Annotated in this window: 18 protein-coding genes; 7 read left to right on the forward strand and 11 right to left on the reverse strand. The window is 72.0% G+C overall.

All coding sequences use genetic code 11. The annotated features are described in order from the left end of the window. Positions 1–43: 43 nt before the first annotated feature. Both ACGFIM_RS07285 and ACGFIM_RS07290 read right to left on the reverse strand, forming a co-directional pair. A complete protein-coding gene (locus tag ACGFIM_RS07285; RefSeq protein ID WP_393196055.1) occupies positions 44–913 on the reverse strand; it encodes a LysR family transcriptional regulator in 870 nt (289 codons plus the stop codon). Between the two features lie 265 nt (positions 914–1,178). Next, positions 1,179–1,454: a hypothetical protein gene (locus tag ACGFIM_RS07290; RefSeq protein WP_393196058.1), complete on the reverse strand. Its 276-nt coding sequence runs from the start codon at positions 1,452–1,454 to the stop codon at positions 1,179–1,181. 54 nt (positions 1,455–1,508) lie between these two features. Between ACGFIM_RS07290 and ACGFIM_RS07295 the strand changes: the two genes are divergently transcribed. Beyond that, entirely contained in the window at positions 1,509–2,594 is a 1,086-nt protein-coding gene (locus ACGFIM_RS07295; protein WP_393196061.1) for a neutral zinc metallopeptidase, read from the forward strand. Positions 2,595–2,729: 135 nt separating this feature from the next. Next, entirely contained in the window at positions 2,730–4,703 is a 1,974-nt protein-coding gene (locus ACGFIM_RS07300; protein ID WP_393196064.1) for an LCP family protein, read from the forward strand. A gap of 212 nt (positions 4,704–4,915) precedes the next feature. On the opposite strand, the gene ACGFIM_RS07305 is transcribed toward ACGFIM_RS07300, so the two are convergent. The 5 genes from ACGFIM_RS07305 to ACGFIM_RS07325 all read right to left on the reverse strand — a co-directional run bounded on the left by ACGFIM_RS07305 (position 4,916) and on the right by ACGFIM_RS07325 (position 11,852). Further along, a complete protein-coding gene (locus ACGFIM_RS07305) occupies positions 4,916–6,118 on the reverse strand; it encodes a cytochrome P450 (RefSeq protein ID WP_393196067.1) in 1,203 nt (400 codons plus the stop codon). Between the two features lie 325 nt (positions 6,119–6,443). Further along, positions 6,444–7,790: a hypothetical protein gene (locus ACGFIM_RS07310; protein WP_393196070.1), complete on the reverse strand. Its 1,347-nt coding sequence runs from the start codon at positions 7,788–7,790 to the stop codon at positions 6,444–6,446. A 241-nt stretch (positions 7,791–8,031) separates the two neighbouring features. Continuing rightward, positions 8,032–10,071 carry a spermidine synthase gene (locus ACGFIM_RS07315; RefSeq protein ID WP_393196073.1) on the reverse strand — a complete coding sequence of 680 codons (2,040 nt, stop codon included), beginning with the start codon at positions 10,069–10,071 and terminating at the stop codon, positions 8,032–8,034. Positions 10,072–10,365: 294 nt separating this feature from the next. Further along, positions 10,366–11,091 (reverse strand): ABC transporter permease, encoded by a 726-nt coding sequence (locus ACGFIM_RS07320; RefSeq protein WP_393196076.1) that lies wholly within the window; start codon positions 11,089–11,091, stop codon positions 10,366–10,368. Positions 11,092–11,093: 2 nt separating this feature from the next. Next, entirely contained in the window at positions 11,094–11,852 is a 759-nt protein-coding gene (locus ACGFIM_RS07325) for an ABC transporter ATP-binding protein (protein ID WP_393196079.1), read from the reverse strand. A 67-nt stretch (positions 11,853–11,919) separates the two neighbouring features. Between ACGFIM_RS07325 and ACGFIM_RS07330 the strand changes: the two genes are divergently transcribed. After that, positions 11,920–12,570, forward strand: a complete 651-nt coding sequence (locus ACGFIM_RS07330) for a TetR/AcrR family transcriptional regulator (RefSeq protein ID WP_393196082.1) — start codon at positions 11,920–11,922, stop codon at positions 12,568–12,570. A gap of 110 nt (positions 12,571–12,680) precedes the next feature. On the opposite strand, the gene ACGFIM_RS07335 is transcribed toward ACGFIM_RS07330, so the two are convergent. Beyond that, positions 12,681–12,989: a DUF4190 domain-containing protein gene (locus ACGFIM_RS07335; RefSeq protein ID WP_393196085.1), complete on the reverse strand. Its 309-nt coding sequence runs from the start codon at positions 12,987–12,989 to the stop codon at positions 12,681–12,683. 116 nt (positions 12,990–13,105) lie between these two features. On the opposite strand from ACGFIM_RS07335, the gene ACGFIM_RS07340 reads away from it, so the two are divergent. Next, complete coding sequence (locus ACGFIM_RS07340; RefSeq protein ID WP_393196087.1) at positions 13,106–14,005, forward strand: ion transporter; 900 nt, start codon at positions 13,106–13,108, stop codon at positions 14,003–14,005. 31 nt (positions 14,006–14,036) lie between these two features. On the opposite strand, the gene ACGFIM_RS07345 is transcribed toward ACGFIM_RS07340, so the two are convergent. Both ACGFIM_RS07345 and rpsD read right to left on the reverse strand, forming a co-directional pair. Beyond that, positions 14,037–15,248 (reverse strand): low temperature requirement protein A, encoded by a 1,212-nt coding sequence (locus ACGFIM_RS07345; protein WP_393196090.1) that lies wholly within the window; start codon positions 15,246–15,248, stop codon positions 14,037–14,039. Between the two features lie 2 nt (positions 15,249–15,250). Further along, the gene (rpsD, locus tag ACGFIM_RS07350) at positions 15,251–15,865 is read right to left on the reverse strand and encodes a 30S ribosomal protein S4 (RefSeq protein ID WP_393199651.1); all 615 of its coding nucleotides are present in this window, start codon (positions 15,863–15,865) and stop codon (positions 15,251–15,253) included. Positions 15,866–15,942: 77 nt separating this feature from the next. On the opposite strand from rpsD, the gene ACGFIM_RS07355 reads away from it, so the two are divergent. Continuing rightward, complete coding sequence (locus tag ACGFIM_RS07355) at positions 15,943–16,644, forward strand: DUF2470 domain-containing protein (RefSeq protein ID WP_393196093.1); 702 nt, start codon at positions 15,943–15,945, stop codon at positions 16,642–16,644. Between the two features lie 156 nt (positions 16,645–16,800). Here ACGFIM_RS07355 and ACGFIM_RS07360 read toward each other — a convergent pair whose 3' ends face one another. After that, entirely contained in the window at positions 16,801–18,012 is a 1,212-nt protein-coding gene (locus ACGFIM_RS07360; RefSeq protein ID WP_393196096.1) for an ROK family protein, read from the reverse strand. Positions 18,013–18,247: 235 nt separating this feature from the next. Here ACGFIM_RS07360 and zwf point away from each other — a divergent pair, with 235 nt between their 5' ends. Together zwf and edd are read left to right on the forward strand one after the other, a co-directional pair. Beyond that, positions 18,248–19,675: a glucose-6-phosphate dehydrogenase gene (gene zwf / locus ACGFIM_RS07365; RefSeq protein WP_393199654.1), complete on the forward strand. Its 1,428-nt coding sequence runs from the start codon at positions 18,248–18,250 to the stop codon at positions 19,673–19,675. Next, positions 19,672–21,615, forward strand: a complete 1,944-nt coding sequence (gene edd, locus ACGFIM_RS07370) for a phosphogluconate dehydratase (protein ID WP_393196099.1) — start codon at positions 19,672–19,674, stop codon at positions 21,613–21,615. Before zwf ends, edd begins: the two co-directional genes overlap by 4 nt. Positions 21,616–21,722 lie beyond the last annotated feature (107 nt).

Raw genomic sequence — 21,722 nt, forward strand, 5'->3', positions numbered from 1 at the left:
GTGTGGCTCGTCAGGCGGAAATGGATCGTTCCAGATGGGTGTGTCAGGCTGCGGTTCCTTTCTCGGCGGTGGCCAGGAAGTCCTGGGCGATGAGCGGCAGGCGGCGGCGTGCGTGCACGACCGCGATGACGCGACGCACCGCGGGTTCGAGCGAGCGCACCACCAGGCCCGCGCGCGCGGCCTGCTCGGCCATGCCCCGGTACCACAGCAGCGAGGCCTGCCCGGTGCGCACGGCCTTGAGCCAGCCGTTGCGCTCGTCGGTTTCGAGCACGACCTTCGGGGTGACCGAGTACTTGCCGAACATCGCGTCCAGCTCCCTGCGGCGCAGGCTCCCCCGGGCCGGCAGGGCCAGCCGCATGCCGTGCAGCTTGCCCATGGGCACCGGGTTGGGCAGTTCGAGCCCCGGCGGGGAGATCAGGACGATCTCCTGGCGTTCGAGCGGATGGGTGATGAGATCGGTGGGCACCGGCAGGTCGGTGAGACCCAGGTCGGCACGCTGATCCCGGATGGCGCTGACGACGCCGTCACGGCCGTCGCAGCGCACGATGTGGACGCGCACACCCGGATGCTCGGCCGCGTAGGCGGGCAGCAGCCGCCCTGCGAGGCCGGGCTCCAGGCTGGGTGTGGCGGCGATGCGGAGTTCCGCCTCGGTGACCGTCGTCTGGTTGGCCAGGCCCTCGATCTCGTGAACGGCGTCGAGTGCCTCCCTCGCCAGCTTGACCACCCGGCGTCCCTGCGCGGTGACGACCACGCCGCGTCCGGAGCGAGCGAAGAGAGTCATGCCGAGCTCGCGCTCGAGATCGCGGATCGCGCGGGAAAGCGCAGGCTGCGCGATATAGAGCGATCTGGCCGCATCGGTCATGGTGCGGTGCTCCGCAGTCGCGACCACATAGCGGAGCTGCTGGAGATTCATGCCAAAGAAGCTAGGACAATGCCCGCCGCTGAGACCGGGAGATAGCGGAGATCACCTCGACTGATTACGAACTGTAACCGAGTGCTGCTACATCCGTGACGGGTGATACGTCAGTATGCTTTTGCCCCAAATTTGGCAAGGGTCCGGAAAGCCATGTCCCAAACGTGGCAAATGCCGACATCCAGCTGAACGGGGAGACAGGTTGACAGGGAACGGGCACTATCCACCCCCGCAACACGGGCAAGGGCAGCCTCAACGGCCACCCTCATTGCCCTGGCCGCCGCCGGGCTACCGGGGGCCGCAGCAGCAGGGCGGCCCGTACCCGCAGCCCCAGCAGCCGGCACAGCCGCCGCAGCAGCACCCCCAGCAGCACCACCAGCAGCACCACCAGCAGGGGCCGCCTCCGCCACCGCCGTACGGGCAGCCCCATCCGTCCTACGGGCAGCCCCCGCAGGGACCGCCTCCGCACGGGCGGCCGCCGCAGGGGCCGTACGGGCCGCCGCAGCCGCCGTACGGGCAGCAGCCGCCCCGCCCGCCGCATGGTCCGGGCTACGGGCAGCCGCCGCCCCCTCCGCCCCCTCCCGTCCTGCCGCCGGTGCCGACGCAGCGCTGGCAGGGACCGCCCGTCAAGCGCGGGCTCGGCGTCGGGGGAACGCTGGGCCTGGTGCTCGGGTCGCTGGCGACGCTGGTCGTGCTCCTCGTCGTGGGCGCGGCGCTGCTGGACGGCGGGTCGGGCAAGGACACGACGACGCCGGTCGCGATCCCCTCGTACGACCCGTACGACGACGACGAGCCGTTCGCGAAGCCCTCGTACGCCGCCTCCGACGAGCCGGGCGAGAAGGAGACCCGCAGCGAGCGGCCCACGCCGAGCAGCGAGCGGCTCACGCCGAGCCGGGAGCCGACACCGAGCAGGCAGCCGACACGGCGGCCCGAGCCGGAGGTCACGCTCGACACGAGCCTGAAGACCAACACGATGTACAAGGCCGGCATACTGCCCCGGCTGCGCTGCCCGGCGGGCAACGCCAGCATCTACAACCACACCCAGCTCAAGGCGCTGATCCTGAAGACCGGCAACTGCATGAACCAGGCCTGGCGGCCGGTTCTGGAGAAGCAGGGCATCAAGTTCAGCCCGCCGCGGTACGCCATCGCCTCGGGGCGCGGGCGCGGCGCGTGCGGCGACTACCCGCAGCCCGGCAGCATGGTGCCATACTACTGCCCGCGCAACAATACGATCTACGCCTCCACCTCGGCCATGGCCAGGGGTAACGGCAACGCGCGCGGCTACGGCCAGATCCTGAGCTGGCACGGCGGCATCATCAGCATGATGGCGCACGAGTACGGCCACCACGTGCAGAACATCACCGGCCTCATGGACTCGTGGTGGCAGCAGACCCTCGCGTCGAGCAGCCAGAGCGGCAAGCTCGAGCTCAGCCGAAGGCTGGAGCTCCAGGCGACGTGTTTCGGTGGCATGTGGATGCGGTCGGTGGCGGCGTCGTACCCGGTCAGCACCGCGAACCGCAACAAGCTGTTCTGGTTCTACGGGCAGGTGGGCGACTACCCCGGCTGGCCCCGCGACCACGGCAAGCCCGTCAACAACCACCGGTGGTTCCGCCAGGGCTGGGAGCGCAACCAGGCGTACCAGTGCAACACGTGGATGGCGCCCGCCTCGACCGTCTCCTGACGCTCCCCCGGATGTTCATCTCAGGTTGGGCACATGTCTCGGTTGTCCAGATATGGCGACTAGAATCCTGGCAATCTTGTGCCCAACGGGGGGCAAACGTCAGTTTTGCCTGGTAGGCGTGATAAGGAGCCGGGAGTGAGCAATCGCGATGGGGAAGACACCGTGCCAGAAGGCAGGAAACGGCGCCCCCAGCGACGATCGCGCACGGGTGGCAGGGCCGAGCCGGGGGCGGCCGGTCAGGACATTCCGGTAGCGGGGCCGTCGGCGTCCCGCTCATCCGGCTCGGAGCCGTCCACGTCCCGCCAGGACCGGTCCCGCGCCCAGGGGCCCGAGGCCTCCGGATCGCGTTCCCGCACGCCCGGGTCCGAGGCGCCGCGCGCCCGTTCGGACCGCTCCCGCGCGGCCGGCCCTGAGGGCGCCGCGCACCGGCAGCCCGGATCGGGAAAGAACGCCGACGGGCGGGCCGCCTCGGGGGCGGCCAGGTCCGGCGGCTCCGGCTCCAGGAACCGCTCGGAGGGCCCGTCGCGGACGCGGCCCGGCTCCTCCTCCCGCCCCGGCGGCTCCAAGGACGGCTCGAACGCCTCGAAGGGCTCGAACGCCTCGAAGAAGGCGCGTCCCGCGCGCAAGCCCGGCTCCGGCTCCGCCGCGCCGCGCTTCGCCAAGCCGCTGAGCCCGGCCGCCTTCCTCGGCTGGACCGCCCTGTCCGCCATCGTGCCCGGCGCCGCTCACCTGCGGGCCGGGCACCGCCGTACCGGGCTGGTGCTGATCAGCGCGTACGCGGTGCTGCTGCTCGGCCTCCTCGCCTACGGCCTGAGCGTGGCCAGCGACCTGTCGAACGCGGCGTTCCTGACCGACGACACGGCCATGACGACGGTGATCGTGCTCGCGGTGGTGTTCGCGCTGGCGTGGTTCGCGCTGCTGGTGACCTCGTACATCGCGCTCGGCCCCAGCAGGCTGCCGCAGCAGGGCCAGGTGGTGACCGGCATCGTGGTCGGCGTGCTGTGCGTGGCGGTGATGTCGCCGTTCGCGCTGACCGCCAACTACGTGGTCGCCGCCCGCGACTCCATCGGCGCGATCTTCCCCTCGGACCCCGACGACCCGCAGGCGCCCGTCGCCGCCAAGGACCCCGAGAACCCGTGGGGCAACAGGGAGCGGGTGAACTTCCTGCTCATCGGCGGTGACGCGGCGGGCAACCGCACCGGCGTCCGCACCGACAGCATGAACGTCGCCAGCGTCGATCTGAAGACCGGCGCCACGGTGCTGTTCAGCCTGCCGCGCAACCTGCAGCACGTCCGCTTCCCGCCCAGCTCGCCGCTGCGCAAGCAGTTCCCGAACGGCTTCATGGCGGAGCTGCCCAACGGCGGCCTGCTCAACGAGGTCTGGCAGTGGGCCAACGACCACCCGCAGATCATGGGCGGCCGCAACCAGGGCCCGCGTGCCCTCATGGACGCCATCGGCTACACGCTCGGCCTGAAGATCGACTACTACATGCTGATGAACATGTACGGCTTCGCCGACCTGGTGGACGCCATCGGCGGGCTGAAGATCAGGGTCGAGAAGGACATCAAGTGGGGCGGCCTGTACGGCACCGCCGGCGTCATCAAAGCGGGCTACCGGAAGCTGAACGGTGAAGAGGCCCTGTGGTACGGCCGCTCGCGCGTCGGCAGCGACGACTTCTCCCGCATGGCCCGCCAGCGCTGCGTCATCGGCGCCTTCGCCCAGCAGGCGACGCCGGCCGTGATCCTCACCAAATTCGAGAAGATCGCCAAGGCGGCCAAGCGGCTCGCGCAGACCAACATCCCCCGCCACCTGGTGCAGCCGCTGGTCGAGCTGGCGCTGAAGGTCAAGCAGGCCAAGATCACGAGCCTGCAGTTCGTGCCCCCGGAGTTCTACTCGGGCCGCCCGGACTGGGCCAAGATCCGCCGCGCCACCAAGAAGGCCATCGAGGACTCGCTCCGTCCGGCCCGCCGGGCGCAGACCGCGAACGTCTCCGCCTCCCCCAGCGTCACCGGCGCCAGCCCGACGCGGACGCGCGCGATGTCGCCCACGCAGACGCCGACCAAGAACGCCGCACAGGCCCAGTCCCTCGACGAGATCTGCGGCCTCTGATACGCCGCGCCGCCTGCCGCCGGATGACGGCGGCAGGCGGGGCCGCCGAGGCCCGCACCCGCCTGACGACATGACGGACGGCCTCCGGAGGCCGCGCACGGCGATGCCGCTGCGCCGGTAGCGCCTCGTCGGCGGGACCGCGAGCGCGAACCCCCGGCAGACCCACAGGCTCGGCGCGACACCGGCAGACCAGCAGGCTCGGCGCGAGGCGGTCAGCGGGCGAAGACGACGGGGAGCTCGCGGGGGCCGCGGACGGTGATGCTGCTGCGCCAGCGGAGCGCCTCCGGCGGGACGGCGAGCGCGAGACCCGGCAGGCGGGCGACCTCGGTCAGGGCGGCACGGGCGACGAGCCTGGCCAGCGGCGCCCCCAGGCAGTGGTGCGGGCCGTGGCCGAAGCTCAGGTGGGCGTTGTCCTCGCGGGTCAGCACCGGCACGTCGGGCGCGTCGAAGCGATCGGGGTCGCGGTTGGCGGCGGCGAGCGCCACCAGGACGGGCTCGCCGGCCTCCAGGCGCACCCCGCCGATCTCCACGGGCTCCCGCGCGAACCGCCAGGTGGCCAGCTCCACGGGACTGTCGTGGCGCAGCAGCTCCTCGACGGCCTGCCCCGCCAGCTCGGGACGGGCCCGCAGCTCCGCCAGCCGGTCGGGGTGACGCAGCAGCGTGTACGTGCCGAGCGCGATGAGCCCGACGGTGGTCTCGTATCCGGCGACGAGCAGCAGGAAGAGCATCGACAGCGCCTCGTCCCCGGTCATCCCGTCGCCGTCGTGCGCGGCGCCGGTGACGGCGCTGATCACGTCGTCGCCGGGCTCGCGCCGCTTGGCGGCCACCAGCTCGCGCGCGTACGCGGCCAGCTCACGCAGCGCGGCCGGCCTGGCGTCCCGCTCCCCCGGCTCCGACGAGACGACGGCCGCCGTCCAGCGGCGGAAGTCCGTACGGTCCCGCTCCGGCACGCCCAGCACGTCGCAGATGACGCCGGCCTGGAGCGGCGCGGCGAAGCCCGCCACCAGATCGTCCCCCGGCTTCAGCGCGGCGGCGAGGTCGCGGGCGCGGGCCTCGATCCCGTCCCGCATGCCGGCCAGCCGCCGCGCGGTGAAGTAGCGGGAGACCAGGCGGCGCAGCCTGGTGTGCTCGGGCGGGTCGGTGGTGAGCAGGTGGGTGCCCAGCCCCGACCGGTCCTCGAGCGGGCGGCCGCGCCCCGCCTCCTGCCAGCCGGGCGGCGCGATGCGGGGGTCCTTGCTCAGCCGGGGGTCGGCCAGGGCGGCGCGGGCGTCGCCGTAGCGGGTGACGAGCCGGCCGTACAGGCCGCTGCGCAGGCGTACGAGCCGGGGCGCGCCCTCCTCGCGCAGCCGCGCGTAGAGCGGATACGGGTCGGGCAGCGACTCCCACACCATCGCCGCACCGAGCGGCGGGCTCACCGACGGATCACTCGCCGACGGCGGGCCCCCCAGCGCACCGCTCACGGACCGCGGGCTCCCCAGCGCACCGCTCACGGGCTGCGGGTTCCCCGGCGGATCGCTCGCAGACAGCGGGCCCCCCAGCGGCGGACCCTCCGGAGGGGCACTCGCCGGCAGCGGCCCCTCGGGCGACAGCGGCCCCTCGGGCGACAGCGAGCCCTCGGGCGACAGCGAGCCCTCGGGCGACAGCGGGCGCTCGGGTGGCGGTGTGTGCGCGGTCATGCGGCTCCCCGGATGTCGGCTACCGTCCCATCCTGCCCCTCGTGGGCCGGGCGAGCCGAGGAGGTCACTTGCCGAGCTGGTCCAGGATCCATTCGGCGAGCGTCGCGGTCACCTGGCCGTGCTCGCTGTTATGCGCGTCGCACTGGTAGTCGTCGAGCTCGCTCTGCTCCGGCGACAGCGACGTGATGTCGGTGTACAGGTCCACCGGCCACTCCACGGGGTCGAACTGCAGGGCGACGGCGCTCACCGACGGGACGAAGCACGCCGAGCGGAACCGCGCGTCGATGGGTGCGCCGAGAAGGTCGGCGACGCCGCCGTACACGGGCAGCGTGCCGCCCGGTGCGCCGTCGAAGGCGGCGACGTCGCTGGTGTAGCTGCGGGTGGCCCACAGGGGCAGCGCCCGCATGCCGCCGACGTGACGGCGGGTGCCGCGGTCGGGCTGGGTGCGTACGGTGGCGCCGGCCAGGCCGTCGAGCGCGTCCCATGCGAAGACCTGCTCGTCGGGCGGCACGTTCCTGCCGGTGCCGTCGGCGGCGCCGTTGGCCACCCCGATCTTGCGCGGCCGGTTCGGGAACCAGCCGGCGCGCCGCAGGTCGCGCAGGAACTCGGCGCGCAGCGGGCCGGCGGTGGCGACCGGGCCGCTGTAGCGGGCGCTCGGGACCCACGCCCACAGCAGCTGCTGGGCGGCGGGGCTGCGGATGAGCGCGGCCTGGCCGGGTCCGGCGGGGGCGAGGTGCTCGGCGAAGTGGGCGAGCTGCTGGAGGATCAGCGGGATCCAGGCGCCGTTGTGCGGGGCGTCGTACGACAGATAGGTGCCGGTCTGGTGGTCTTCGCCGCGCTGCTCCATGTCGGCGAGCGCGTACCGCATGATGAGCCCGCCCGCGCAGAGCCCGCCGGCGACGAGCGGGGCGTGGCCGTGCCGCCCGGCGATGGCGCGGCGCACACAGGCCACGGCGACGCCCGCGTTGGCCTGCAGGTGCGTGTGCCGGGCCGCGAAGCCGAGCAGGACGACGTCGAAGCCCTGGGCGAGGAGCTCGCCGAGCAGCCGCCGCCCGTGCGGCGGGTACGGCGTGTCGAGCCGCCGCCAGAGCCCGCGCAGGTCGCTCGGCCCGTAGCCGAAGCCGTCGGCGATGATCAGCGGCCGGACGAGCCGGTCGTGTCCCGCGCCGTAGTGGACGGCGGCGGTGCCGGTGGCGACGTGGCCGTGATGGGACCACGCGCCGGTGAGCGCCCACGTCTCCTGGGGAGCGGGGGCCTCCCCCGCGGGCCCGGCCGTCGCGAACATCGTCGCGAACATCACCGGGCCGGGCAGCACCTCGGCGATCTCCTGTGCGCGCCCGGGAGGCGCCGGGCCCGGCTCGTGCCGCAGGTCGAGTTCGACGTCGATTCTCGCCGTCCCGTGTGTCGCCATGGTCACCCTTTTCTCGCGGGTTTACCGGACGTCACCCCCGATCGCCCGACCTCCTTTTCCGTACGACCGGATCTTCTTTTTCCGATACGCCTTTCCCGCCGTCGCTCCGCGCGGGCACGGCAGGGCAGGTACCTTTACCTCACATCGCGTTCCGCGACAAAGCAAGCCGGGGTATCGACAATTCATCCGACCGGCTCGAAGAGAAATCAGAGACCGTTTCATATACGGCCCGCGGTGATTTTCAGGCGGTGACGGAGTTACGCCGCGGCAGCAGGACGAGCGCCCCGAGATAGAGCACGGCGGCCACGATGAGCAGGCCCTTGTAGCCGACGACGAGCGCGACGTATTCGAGGCAGCCGCCGACCATCGCGCCGAGGAGGTTCGCGCCGAAGGACGTGGTGGCGTCGGCGGTGTCGGCGAACCGCTTGGCGAAGATCACGTTCGCGGCGAAGATCGGCAGGAAGGCCACCGTCACCGCCGCCACGGCGCGCAGCGGCACCGGCAGCGCGAGCAGCCACTCGTTGGGCACCAGCCAGGCGAGCAGCAGGCCGGCGAAGAGCACGGCGTACATGACGGGCAGCGGCGGGGTGCGGAAGCGGCGGGTCACCTCGACCGCGCAGAGCACCGCGACGAGCACGCCGGCGAAGACGATCGCGTTGACCACCCAGGTGGTGCCGAACAGCAGCGCGAACCCGGTCACGCTCTTGGTCTCCAGCAGCATGAAGCCGACGCCGAGCAGGAACAGGTCGGCGTACGGGCGCATCCGGCGGTACGGCCCGGCCACGGCGCGCACCGCGAGCAGGCTCACCGCGAGGATCAGGCCGAGCGTGATGAGGTAGAGCGGCGGGATCGTGGCGTCCTTGAGGTAGAGGAAGGGCCGGTCGTCTCCGGCGGGCTCGGGCGTGCCGGGCGCGGCGCCCGGCCACTCGGTGGCGCAGCGCTGGTCGGCGGCCGTCAGCCCGGCGGTGATGACGGCCTGCTGCCCGGCGGTGCTGACGACGTCGACGCACGGCGCGTGGCCGAAGGCGCGCTGCATGGTGGCGGCCAGGCGGTCGACGAGCCAGCTCTCGCGGTAGTAGTTGTACATCGAGAACGTGCCGCCCGGCTTGAGGTGGGCGCGGGCGGCCCGCATGGCCTCCTCGGTGAACAGGTAGCTCTCCAGGCGCAGCGAGCTCGCGCCGGAGACGAGGGTGAGCGAGTCGGGCAGCGCGAACAGGATCAGGTCGTAGGTGTCGTCGCTGCGCTCGAGGAACGCGCGGCCGTCGGTGATGTGGGTGGTCACGCGCGGGTCGTCGTAGGGGCGGTCGGGGTGGGTGGAGCCGCCCAGCTCGCGCAGCTTGGGGTCGATCTCGACGGCGTCGACGCGGGCGGCGCCCTTCGACAGCGCGATCGCCACGTCGGTGCCGCTGCCCGCGCCGACGATGAGCACGTCCTTGGGCTGCTTGGCGGTGCGCTCGTACGGCAGGCCGTACTGCGCCTCCCACTGCAGGCGGACGTGGGCGGGCACGGCCTGCTGGTGCGGGATGCCGTTGACCGCGATGTCGGTGACGGGCACGCCGGCCAGCACGAGCGGCTTGGTGGTGACCTTGTAGTACGGCGACCACAGGGCCCCGGCGGTGAGCGTCTCGGCCAGCAGCAGCCCGATGACGGCCACGGCGGGCACGACGACGAGGCCCGCGTACAGCGCGGGCGGGCGGGGCACGAGCAGCACGGCGTAGCAGCCGGCCGCGATCAGCCCCCAGAAGACGGGCGGCGCGCTGAGGAACGACAGCAGCGTGAACGCCGCGATGCCGGTGAGGCTGCCGATGAGGTCGTAGCGGTAGGCCTCGAGGCGCGGCAGCTCGGGAAAGCACCGGCCGACGAGCTCGGCGGGGCCCATGAGCACGATCGCGGCGGCGCAGAAGACCACCGGCAGGATCGCCCAGGCGGGCGGGCCGCTGGTGGACAGGCTCGTCCAGTACAGGACGCCCTCGGTGTCGCGGTCGACGGTGACGGGGAACGCCAGCACGACGATGACCAGCAGGGCGAGCACGACCGGCGAGTAGTAGGGCTGCCGGTCGGACCGTCCGACGCGCAGGAAGCCGAGCCCGATGCCGAGGAAAGAGCCGAGCAGAACGAAGTTCGTGAAATAGCTCAGATGGACGATGTTGGAACCGGTCCACCGGATCAGCGCGAGTTCGAGGAAGAGCATGAAGGCGCTGGCGAGGACGAGCCTCGGCCGGACCGCCAGCCAGTGGGTCTTCTCACCGTCGTCGACGGGCTTTTGCGCCTGCAGCGTCATAAGCCCTCACCGTAGTGAACGGCCTGGGAACACGGAAGCCTGACGCCGCCGGGGCAAGATGACGGTATTTGCGTTCTTTTCGAGGTTCGCGCAGGTCAAAAGCCGCGTCTTGGCCGGGGCATTTCCGGCGGAGCGGGAATGCGACGAGCTTCGTTTCATACCACCCGAGCGCCCCGGACCGGACATCACGGACCGGCGTGCGGGACCGGGCGCAGCCCCCGGCCCCGCACAAACCCGACACGGCGCCCCGGCCCCGCACGACCTCCCCGCACGGTCACACCGGGCGGCTCGGGCTCACGCCTGCTCGCGGCTGAACACGTGGGTGCCGAGCGCGAGGCTGAACACCGCGAAGACGACGGTGACCGCCGCACCGATCCCCACTGTCCCGGTCAGGTAGTGGCCGTGGAACAGGTCGCGCAGCGCCTCCAGGACGTACCTGAACGGGCTGATGTGCGACAGCGCGTCCAGCCAGCCCGGCGCCATCGACATGGGCAGGAACGAGCCGGACAGCAGGATCAGCGGCACCACCGCGGTCGTCATCACCGGCGGGAACAGGTGGTCGTCGATGGTCAGCGCGATCGCGTACGACAGCGCCGCGAGGCTCGCGCCCAGCACCACGACCAGCACGAACCCGCCCGCGATCCCGGCGAGCGGCGCCCGCAGCCCGAACGCGTAGGCCACGACGAGCAGCAGCACGGTCTGGATGACCACCGTGACCACGTTGTTGAGCACCCGCCCGAGCAGCAGCGCGAGCCGGCTCGCCGGGGTGACCCGCAGCCGCTCCAGCACGCCCGAGCGCTTGTCGAAGACGATGCCGAACCCGGCCATGCCCGCGCTCATCAGCCCGAGCTGGATGATCAGGCCGGGGACCAGCGTCTCCCACGTGCCGATGGTGACGAAGATCGGGCCGAACAGCACGAGGAACAGCAGCGGCTGGATCGCCCCGACCACGATGCCGACGCGCTGCCCCAGCGTGACGCCGAGGCCGTGACGGAACAGCAACCAGGTGTCGCGCAGCATCGTCACACCGCCTGTCCGCTCAGCGCGCTCTCCTCGCGCAGCGACCTGCCGGTGATGTCGAGGAAGACGTCGTCGAGCGTGCGCCCGCCGCTCTTCAGCTCGGCGGGCGTTCCCTCGGCGACGATGCGGCCACCGTCCATGATCATGATGCGGTCGCAGAGGGCGTCGGCCTCGTCGAGGTAGTGGGTGGTCAGGAACACGGTCATGCCGCGCTCGTCGCGCAGGGAGCGGATGTGCCGCCACAGGTCGGCGCGGCTCTGCGGGTCGAGCCCTGTGGTGGGCTCGTCGAGGAACAGCAGCACGGGCTCGTGCAGCAGCGCGAACGCGATGTCGAAGCGGCGGCGCTGCCCGCCGGAGAGCGTCACGGCCGCCCTGCCGGCGAGGCCGGTCAGGTCCAGCCGCTCCAGCACGTCCGCGATGCGGCCGGCCACCTCGGCGCGGCCGAGCCCGTACAGCATGCCCTGAAGCTCCAGCTCGCCCCTGAGCGGGCTTGCGGGCGGCAGGCCGCTGCCCTGGGCGACATATCCGATCCGGCGGCGCACCCGGGCCGGCTCGCGTACGAGGTCGTGCCCGGCCACGGTGGCGGCGCCGCCGGTGGGGCGCAGCAGCGTGGTCAGCATGCGCATGGTCGTGGTCTTACCGGCGCCGTTGGGGCCGAGGAAGCCGACGATCTCGCCCGCCTCCACCGTCATGTCGACGCCGGCGACGGCCTGCACGCCGTTCTTGAAGGTCTTGCTCAGACCCGATGTCTCGATGATCATTTCATCGCCTCCAAACTTTAAGCAACCACAATTTTGGTGTAACTGCAAACTTGGTACGATGGCAGGCATGACCGAGGGACTGCGGGAGCGGAAGAAGCGCGAGACCAGGCAGCGCATCTCCGACGTCGCGACGGGGCTCTTCATGGCGCGGGGGTTCGACAACGTGACGGTGGCCGAGGTGGCGCGGGCCGCCGACGTCTCGGTCAACACGGTCTTCAACTACTTCGGCACGAAGGAGGACCTGTTCGCCGACCGGCAGGACGAGGTGGTGGGACAGCCGCCGAAAGTGCTGCGCGAGCGACGGCCGGGCGAGAGCGTCGTGCACGCGTTCCGGCGCGACTACCTCGACGCGATCGAGACCCGCCACTGGCGCTACGGACTCAACGAGGGCAGCGACGTGTTCTCGAAGATCGTCGCCGACAGCCCGGCGCTGACGGCCCGCATGCGCGAGATCGCGGTCGCGCAGGAGGAGACGCTGGCGCGGGCCCTGGCCGAGGAGCTCGACGCGCATCCCGACGACCTGACGCCGCGCCTCGTGGCGGCGCACCTGCTCGGCACCACGCGCATACTGACCGAGCGCGCGATGGCCATGATGGCCGCCGGCGAGGCATGGGAGCGCATCGCCCCCATGCTGCGCGAGCAGGCCGAACGCGCCTTCGACCTGCTGGAGTCCGGGCTGGGGGCGCTCGGCCGCGAGCCCGGCGACGGCAACGGATGAAACGAAGCCCGGCTCGGGCGGGAGCGGTCCCGCCCGAGCCGGGCTCAGACGTGCGTGCGATCAGCACGCATCGGCATGTGCCGGTACGCGCCTCTACGCGTCAGTACATGTCAGTACGTGTTGATGCTCGCGATGATGCCCATCACGATGATGAAGGCGACGATGAGCACGGCGAGGCCGAGGAAGACCGTGCCGATGATGCCGCAGATGCGGCCGGCCTGGATCTGGCCGCGATTCTCGTAGTAGTAGCCGCTGGAGTCGATCTCCTTGATGGCCTTGTTGCCCATCACCCACGCGAACGGGCCGATGAAGCTGCACACCACGATGCTGAGAATGCCCAGCACGAGAATCGTGGTGCCGTTAGGGTGGCTCTGCGGAGGCGGTCCGTGGTAGCCAGGGCCGTAGTCGGGATAGGACATGCGTTTCGGGTCCCCTCACGTGGTCAAGGTCAGGTGGGTTTATACCACAGTCAACCTCTTGATCATGTTGCGCCATCATGGTGAGGCACATGTCCACCCCTGAGGAGCCTGCCCCTGTGCGTGAACGCATCCGCGCCCTTCTCGCGCACCCGTACTTCCAGCGATTCATCATCGGCGTCATCCTGATCAACGCGGCCACCCTCGGCCTGGAGACCTTCCCCGCCGCGGTCGAGCGCTACGGGACCCTGCTGACCGTGGTCGATCACCTAGCGCTCTACATCTTCGCCGCCGAGCTGCTGGGCAAGCTGTACGTCGAGCGCACCGCCTTCGCGCGCGACCCCTGGAACATCTTCGACACCCTCATCGTCTGCATCGCCTTCGCCAGCACGAACGGCGGCCTGTCGGTGCTGCGTTCGCTGCGCATCCTGCGGGTGCTGCGGCTGCTGTCGGTCGTGCCCAGCCTGCGCCGCGTCGTCTCGGCGCTGCTGCGGGCGATGCCGGGAATGAGCTCGATCGTGGTGCTGCTCTCGCTGGTGCTGTACGTGGCCGCCGTGATGGCCACCAAACTCTACGGCGAGACCGCGCCCGACCGCTTCGGCAGCCTGCCGACCTCGCTGTTCACGCTCTACCAGACGATGACGGGCGACGACTGGGGCAACATCGCCCGCGAGGTGATGGCCGAGCATCCTTCGGCGTGGATCTTCTTCGCCTCGTTCATCCTGGTCTGCACGTTCGTGGTGCTGAACCTGTTCCTCGCCGTCGTGGTGAGCGCCATGGACGAGGAGAGCGCCGAGGAGCGGGCGGCGCACGAGCAGGACGCCGCCGCGCAGACCCGGCAGACCGACCGGATACTCGCGGAGCTGGCCGCGCTGCGCAAGGAGGTCGCCGAGCTGCGGGCGCTCCAGACGGCGGTCCCGGTGGCCGCGGGCGCCGCGCACAACGGCGCCAAGAACGGCGCCAAGGCGCGGGGCAACGGCCACAACGGCGGCGCGCGTGCCAAGAAGGGCCGCAGGTAGGCCCGGATCGTCCCGGGGGCCTGTCCCCCGGTCAGGCCGCGGCGGGACGGTGCCGGTAGCCGACCAGCCACAGCGCCGGGACCAGCAGCAGCGCCACCACCAGCCATCCCGGCAGCAGCGCCGACACCCCCGCGACGATGAGCGCGGCGAGCACGGAGGGCACCGCCCAGCCCCAGATCCACCGGCGCTCTGCACGCATGGCCAGCCCCATCGCCATGGAGGCGGCGAAGTAGAGCGCGAGGCCGCCGCCCAGCACCCAGCCGACCCCGCCGTGCAGGTGTTCGGCGGGCGCGGCGGCCACCGCGCCGAGCCCGGCCGCGGTGGCGGTGATGCCCGCCGTCATGACGAAGTGCGCGGGCAGCGCCACGTACGGCTTCAGCCCGCTCTCGGTGGCGCCCGGCACGGCGCTGAGGCCGTACTGGAGGGTGAGCCACCACAGGCTGCAGATCAGCCCGAACCCGGCGAGCGCCGCAAGGCCGAGCTCCGGCTCCCAGGTGCGCCCCGACGAGGCCAGCACGACCTGCATGACGGCCTCGCCGAGCACGATGATGACGAAGAGCCCGAGCCGCTCCCCCAGGTGGGCGAGCTCCAGCACGGCGGGCGCGACCTGAGGCACCGGACGCGGGCGCGCCTCGGCCGTACCGCCGCGGCGGGCGGCGGCGCGGCGCAGCATGCGCGCCTCGGCCCTGCGGGCCCGCGCGCTCACCTCGGCGAGCAGACGTTCGGGGCTGCGGCCGCTCAGGATGGAGAAGGCGAGGTCGAGGACGACGCCGAGGGCCCACAGCACGTACCGCCCGGTGCCCTCGACCCAGAAGGAGACGATCCACGGCGTGAGCCCGGCGCCGAGCTGCGCGGCCGGCCATGCCGTCAGCACGGTGCCGGCGCGCTGCAGGCTGCGCGACGCGCTGATCCTCGCGATGATGTACGCCGCGATGAACCACACGTCGTGCGTGCCGCCGCCGGGCATCTCGTGGGCCACGTCCGGCGCGGCGGCGGCCATCACCGCGATGCCGGCCATGCCGACCAGCATGTTGCGCACGCCGGCGCTCTCGCCGCGGACGTTGGAGTAGAGGGTCAGCGACGTCCACGCGTTCCACACCGCGTAGTAGAGCAGCACGAAGAGCGCCACCCCCGCCCAGGTGGGATGGGCCAGACGATGGGCGAGCTGCACCACCGCCACGACGACGACCAGGTCGAAGAACAGCTCCAGCCAGCTCGCGTGGCGCTCTCCCGGTTGACTCATGGTCAACGAGAATAGAACTCCACGACGAGCTGCTCGTCGACGGGGACGGCGATCTGCTCGCGCTCCGGCCGGTGGGTGAGCGTGAAGCGCAGCTCGGGCAGATCGACCGACAGGTACGGCGCGGTGCGCTCGTCGGCGTGCACGCCTTCGGCAGCGGCCACGAAGGGCTGCATCCTGCGGGAGCGCTCGCGTACGGAGACGGTCTGGCCGGGCTTGACCAGGTAGCTGGGGATGTCCACCTTGCGGCCGTCCACGGCGATGTGGCCGTGGCTGATGTACTGCCGGGCCGCGTAGATCGACGGGGCCAGCCCGGCGCGCAGCACGAGCGAGGCCAGGCGGCTCTCCAGCAGCGTGACCAGCTCGGCGCCCGAGGCGCCCGGCTTGCGGACGGCGAGGTCCCAGTAGCGGCGGAGCTGGCGTTCCGAGACGTCGTAGTACCAGCGCAGCTTCTGCTTCTCCATCAGCCGCAACCCGTAGTCGCCGGCGTTGCGGCGGTTGGTCTTGCGGCCGTGCTCGCCCGGCGGATAGGGGCGCTGCTCGAAGTAGCGGACGGCTTTCCTGGTCAGCGGGACGCCCGCGCGACGCGACAGTCGCACCTTCGGGCCGGTGTAGCGCACGTTCACCTCGTATGGTTAGGTAGTCCTTACTTAGGTAAGGCTAACCTACGCGAGTAGCTGCCCTCAAGGAGGCGCCCATGCTCCCGATCCCCGAGCGGGTCCGCACCCTCGCCGCCACCGCGAACGTCGCCAAGCTGACCGTGGACGGCGCTCCCTCGCCCGCCCGGGGCGCGGTGGACGAGCGCGGCCGCCCGGTACTGCTGGTGCTGCCCGGCGAGACCCTGCACCGGGTGGCCACGGACGCCGTGGTGGCGGTGAACCTGACCTCGACGCGGCGGCTCGGCACGGTGACCCGTCCGCGCGGGCTGATCGAGGTGCAGGGCTGGGCGGAGCCGGTGCCCCAGGAGCAGGCCCGCGCCGCGGCCGTGACCGTCGCGGAGCGCTGCCCGGACGAGAACCTCTTCGACGCCCTCGAACGCTTCGGCGCGCCCGACGCGCCGCGCCTGTTCCGGCTGGACATCGGCCAGGTCGTCTACCTGACCGAGCAGGAGTCGGGGACGCTCGACGCCGACGACTACCTCAAGGCCGCGCCCGACCCGCTCGCCGGCGTCGCGGAACGCGTGCTCGCCCACGTCAACGCCGCGCACCGGGCCCAGCTCGCGGCCGGGGTGGCCGACCGGCTCGGCGAGCCCGCCGGCGAGGTGTGGCTGTGGGAGCTGGACCGCTACGGCGCGACCGTACGCGTGGACGAAACGCTCGTCCGCTTCCCGTGGCCGCGGCCCGCGCGCTCCATGATGTGCCTGGAGACGGCGCTGCGCGGCCTGCTCTGCGCCTGCTGATCTCCCTGTCGCCCCCTGCCGCTTCCTGCCGCCCCCAATGACGCCTTCCGGCGCCCCGGCTCAGGTCTGCCGCGACGACTCCCTTCCGGCGTGCGCGCGGTCATCCGCGACCGCCGGCATGCCGTCGCCCCTACGGGAGAGCGCCGGAACCTGTGATCAGCCCGCGGCGGAGGCGGTGCGGTCGCGGCGCAGGGAGGTGAGGGTCATCGTCTCGTCGATGGCCTCGGGCGAGAGCACGTGGTCGAGCACCATCACCGCGCACCCGCTGATGCCGGCGCCCGCGCCGAGCCTGCTGGGCTCGATGCGCAGGCGGCGGGTGGCCAAGGCGGTGGAGCGGCGGTAGACGACCTCGCGGATGCTCGACACCAGGGGCCCGAACGCCTCCGCGACGTCCCCGCCGAGCACGACGACCGACGGGTTGAGGATGTTGACCGCGCCCGCGAGAACCTCGCCGATGCGGCGGCCCGCCTCGCGCACGGTGGCCATGGTCTCGGCGTCACCGGCCCGCACGAGCCTCGTCACGTCGGCGATCGTCTTGACGTCCTTGCCCATGGCGCGCAGGTCGCGCAGCAGGGCGGTGCCGCTGGCGACGGAGTCGACGCAGTCGTAGTTGCCGCAGCGGCACAGCACGCCGCCGCCGTCGATGACCGGGATGTGGCCGATCTCTCCTGCCGCGCCGAGCGCGCCGCGCAGGATGCCGCCTCCGGCGATGACACCCGCGCCGATCCGGGTGGAGATCTTGACGAACATCAGGTCGTCGAGCTCGGGGTAGACGCCGCGGTGCTCGCCGATGGCCAGCACGTTCACGTCGTTGTCCACGAGCACGGGGACGGGGAAGCGCTCGCGGATGATCGGCGGGATGACCACGCCCGTCCACGACGCCATGACGCGGGCGCTCTCGGTGCGGCCCTGCGCGAACTCGACGGTGGCGGGCACGCCCATGCCGACGCCGCGGATCATCGAGTGCGGCCGGTCGCCGAGCAGCTCTTCCCAGGTGTCCATGAGCAGCGGCAGCACGATGTCGGGCCCCTGCTCGACGTCCATGGCGAACTCGCGGCCGACCAGCTCGCGCGCGGCCAGGTCGCACACGGCGACGCGGGTGCGGCTGGCGCCGAGCGCCGCCACCAGCACGACGCCGCCCTCGGCGTTGAACTCCAGCCGGACCGGCGGGCGGCCGCCGGTGGACGGGCCGTCCGTCCGCTCGACGACGAGGCCGCGTTCCAGCAGCTCGGCGACGCGCAGCTGCACCGCGGGCCGCGACAGGCCGGTCACCCGGCCGAGGTCGGCCCGGGTCACGGCCTCTCCACTGCGGATGAGGCGGAGCACCTCGCCGCTCGTGGCGAGGCCGGAGGCGGTACGTCGAGGCATCGCTTAAGTGAACCACATGGGGTTCTGTCATGAAAAGTCGCCACTTTTTAATCTCAAATACCAAAACTCCGCTTGTGTACGACCAGAACTCTCGTTAGTGTCCGTTCTGTCCTTGCTTGGTAGATCGTTCGGAGCCCCTACCGTGTCCCCGTCGTCCCCCGTCCCCTCCGTCCCCTCCGTCCTAGACGCACCCACCCCCGCGGACCCCGCCGTCGCCTACACCGCCGACCTCGTCGTGTTCGGCGGCACCGGCGACCTGTCCATGCGCAAACTGATCCCCGCGCTGTACCACAGCGACCGCGACGGCCGGCTGGCCCCGGAGACCCGGATCATCGCCATGTCCAGGGGCGGGCTGACCGACGCCGACTTCCGCGGCAAGGTGGACGCCGAGGTACGCGGCCAGGTGCCGGCGGACGACCCGGACGGCTGGCAGCGCTTCCTCGGCCGCCTGCACCACGTGTCCGTGGACGTGGGAGGCCAGAATCGCTCCGGCTGGAGCGCGCTGAGCCGCCTGCTCGCCGGGTACGAGCAGCGCGACCGCGTCTTCTACCTGGCCAGCCCGCCCGCGACGTTCGGCCCGTTCTGCCGCGAGGTGCACCAGGCGGGCCTGGTGACGCCGCGCTCGCGGGTGGTGCTGGAGAAGCCGCTCGGCCACGACCTGGCCAGCGCCCGGCGCATCAACGACGAGGTCGGCGAGATCTTCGACGAGCACCAGATCTTCCGCATCGATCACTACCTGGGCAAGGAGACGGTGCAGAACCTGCTGGTGCTGCGCTTCGCCAACGCCTTCCTCGAGCCGATCTGGAACTCCCTGTGGATCGACCACGTCCAGATCACCGCCGCCGAGACCGTCGGCACGCCGGGCCGGCGCGGCTACTACGACCAGGCGGGCGCGCTGCGCGACATGGTGCAGAACCACCTGCTGCAGCTCCTCACGCTGACCGCGATGGAGCCGCCGGCCCGCAACGACCGCGAGGCCATCCGCGACGAGAAGGTCAAGGTGCTGCAGGCGCTGCGGCCCATCACCGGCGGCGAAGTGGAACGCTTCACCGTGCGCGGCCAGTACACCGGCGCCGGTGACATGCCCGGCTATCTGGACGAGCCCGCCTCCACGCCGCCGACCGAGGCCTCGCGCCGGGTGGAGACGTTCGCCGCGATCCGGGCCGAGATCAAGAACTGGCGCTGGGCCGGAGTGCCGTTCTACCTGCGCACCGGCAAGCGCATGCCGTACCGGCGCTCGGAGATCGTGGTGCAGTTCAAGGACGTGCCGCACTCCATCTTCCCCGGCGGCTCGCCCAACCGGCTGGTGCTGCGGCTGCAGCCGGAAGAGGGCATCGAGCTGCACATCATGGCCAAGGAACCGGGCGCGGGCGAGGTGACGCTCAAGCCGGTGCCGCTGTCGCTGAGCTTCGGCAAGACGTTCACGACGCGGGTGCCCGAGGCGTACGAGCGGCTGCTGACCGACGTGCTCGCCGGTAACCCCACCCTGTTCATGCGGCGCGACGAGGTCGAGGCCGCCTGGCGCTGGATCGATCCGATCCTGGAGGCCTGGCAGGCCGACCCCGCGCTGCCCGAGCCCTACCCCGCAGGAACCACCGGCCCCGCCGGAGCCCACGAGCTGCTCGGCCGCAGCGGTCGCGCCTGGCACGAGGAGGAACTGTGAACCCCGTCATTCAGGAGATCACCGATCGCATCACCGAGCGGAGCGCCGCCAGCCGGGCCGCGTACCTGGAGCGGATCCGCCGCGACGGGGAGGCCGCACGGGCGAAGGGCCCGGCGCGCGCCCACCTCGGCTGCGCGAACCTCGCCCACGGCTTCGCCGGCGCCCCCGCCGAGGACAAGCCGGCGCTGCGCGGCACCGCCAAGCCCGGCGTGGCCATTGTGACCAGCTACAACGACATGCTGTCGGCGCACCAGCCGTACGAGACGTACCCACAGGAGCTGAAGCGGGCCGTGCGCAAGGCGGGCGGCGTGGCGCAGGTCGCCGGCGGCGTGCCCGCCATGTGCGACGGCATCACGCAGGGCCGTGCGGGCATGGAGCTGTCGCTCTACAGCCGCGACGTGATCGCCATGTCCACCGCGATCGCGCTGTCGCACGACATGTTCGACGCCGCGCTGCTGCTGGGCGTGTGCGACAAGATCGTGCCGGGGCTGTTCATCGGCGCGCTGCACTTCGGGCACCTGCCCGCGATCTTCGTGCCGGCCGGGCCGATGACCTCGGGCCTGCCCAACAAGGTCAAGGCGCGCACCCGGCAGCTCTTCGCCGAGGGCAAGGTCGGCAGGGACGAGCTGCTCGACGCCGAGGCGAAGTCGTACCACTCCCCCGGCACCTGCACCTTCTACGGCACCGCGAACTCCAACCAGGCGCTGATGGAGGTCATGGGCCTGCACCTGCCGGGCTCGACCTTCATCAACCCGCACACCGAGCTGCGGCACGCGCTCACCGAGGCGGCCGGTCGGCGCGCGGTGGAGATCACCGCGCATGGCCCGGCGTACACGCCGATCGGCGAGCTGGTGACGGAGAAGACGATCGTGAACGCCTGCGTGGCGCTGCTCGCCACCGGCGGCTCGACCAACCACACGCTGCACCTGGTGGCCATGGCCGCCGCCGCGGGCATCGTGCTGACCTGGGACGACATGGCCTGCCTGTCGCGGGTCGTGCCGTCGCTGACCAAGGTCTACCCCAACGGCCAGGCGGACGTGAACCACTTCCGCGACGCCGGCGGCATGCAGGTGCTCATCGGCGACCTGCTGGACGCGGGCCTGCTGCACGGCGACGTGATGACCGTGGCCGGCCCCGGCCTGGACCGCTACCGCGAGGCGCCGGAGCTGGTGGACGGCGAGCTGGTCTGGGCGCCGGTCACCGGCGGCAGCAAGGACCTCGACGTGCTGCGCCCGGTCTCGGACCCGTTCGCGCCCGACGGCGGCATCCACATGGTGGAGGGCAACCTGGGCCGCGCGGTCAGCAAGGTGTCGGCGGTCAAGCCGGAGCACCTGGTGATCGAGGCGCCGGCCAAGGTGTTCGACGACCAGCTCGACCTGCTGAAGGCGTTCGAGGCGGGCGAGCTGGACGGCCAGGACTTCGTGGCGGTCATCCGCTACCAGGGCCCCAGCGCGAACGGCATGCCGGAGCTGCACAAGCTCACCCCGCCGCTGGCCGTGCTGCTCGACAGGGGGCAGCGGGTGGCGATCGTCACCGACGGCCGCATGTCGGGCGCGTCCGGCAAGGTGCCCGCCGCCATCCACCTGTCGCCCGAGGCCGCCGACGGCGGTCCGATCGCGCTGGTGCGCGACGGCGACGTGATCAGGCTGGACTCCGCGCAGGGCACGCTGGAGCTGCTGGTGCCGGCCGAGGAGCTGGCGCGGCGCACCCCCGAGGGCCGGCCGCTGAGCGACGCGCAGTGGGTCGGCACCGGCCGGGAGCTGTTCGCCGCGTTCCGCCGCATGGCCGGCCACGCCGAGCAGGGCGCGGGCATCTTCGGCGTGAGCGGCGCCGAGTCGCCCGACCACGGCCCGGGGCTCGGCTTCCCCGCCCAGGCGGGCTCCTCGCACCTGGAGACGGGCGCGCCGGTCGGCGCGCGGCCCGCCGGACTGGCCCGGTGAACGTTCGTCCCCCTGTACGGCGCGGCGCTCACGACCCCCTCTGGGCGGTCGTGAGCCGCCGTGGCATCCTTCGGTGGAGCAATCGGCTGCGCGATCTTGACGCCGCC

Source organism: Nonomuraea sp. NPDC049309 (genome assembly GCF_043196965.1).
GTDB lineage: Bacteria > Actinomycetota > Actinomycetes > Streptosporangiales > Streptosporangiaceae > Nonomuraea > Nonomuraea fastidiosa.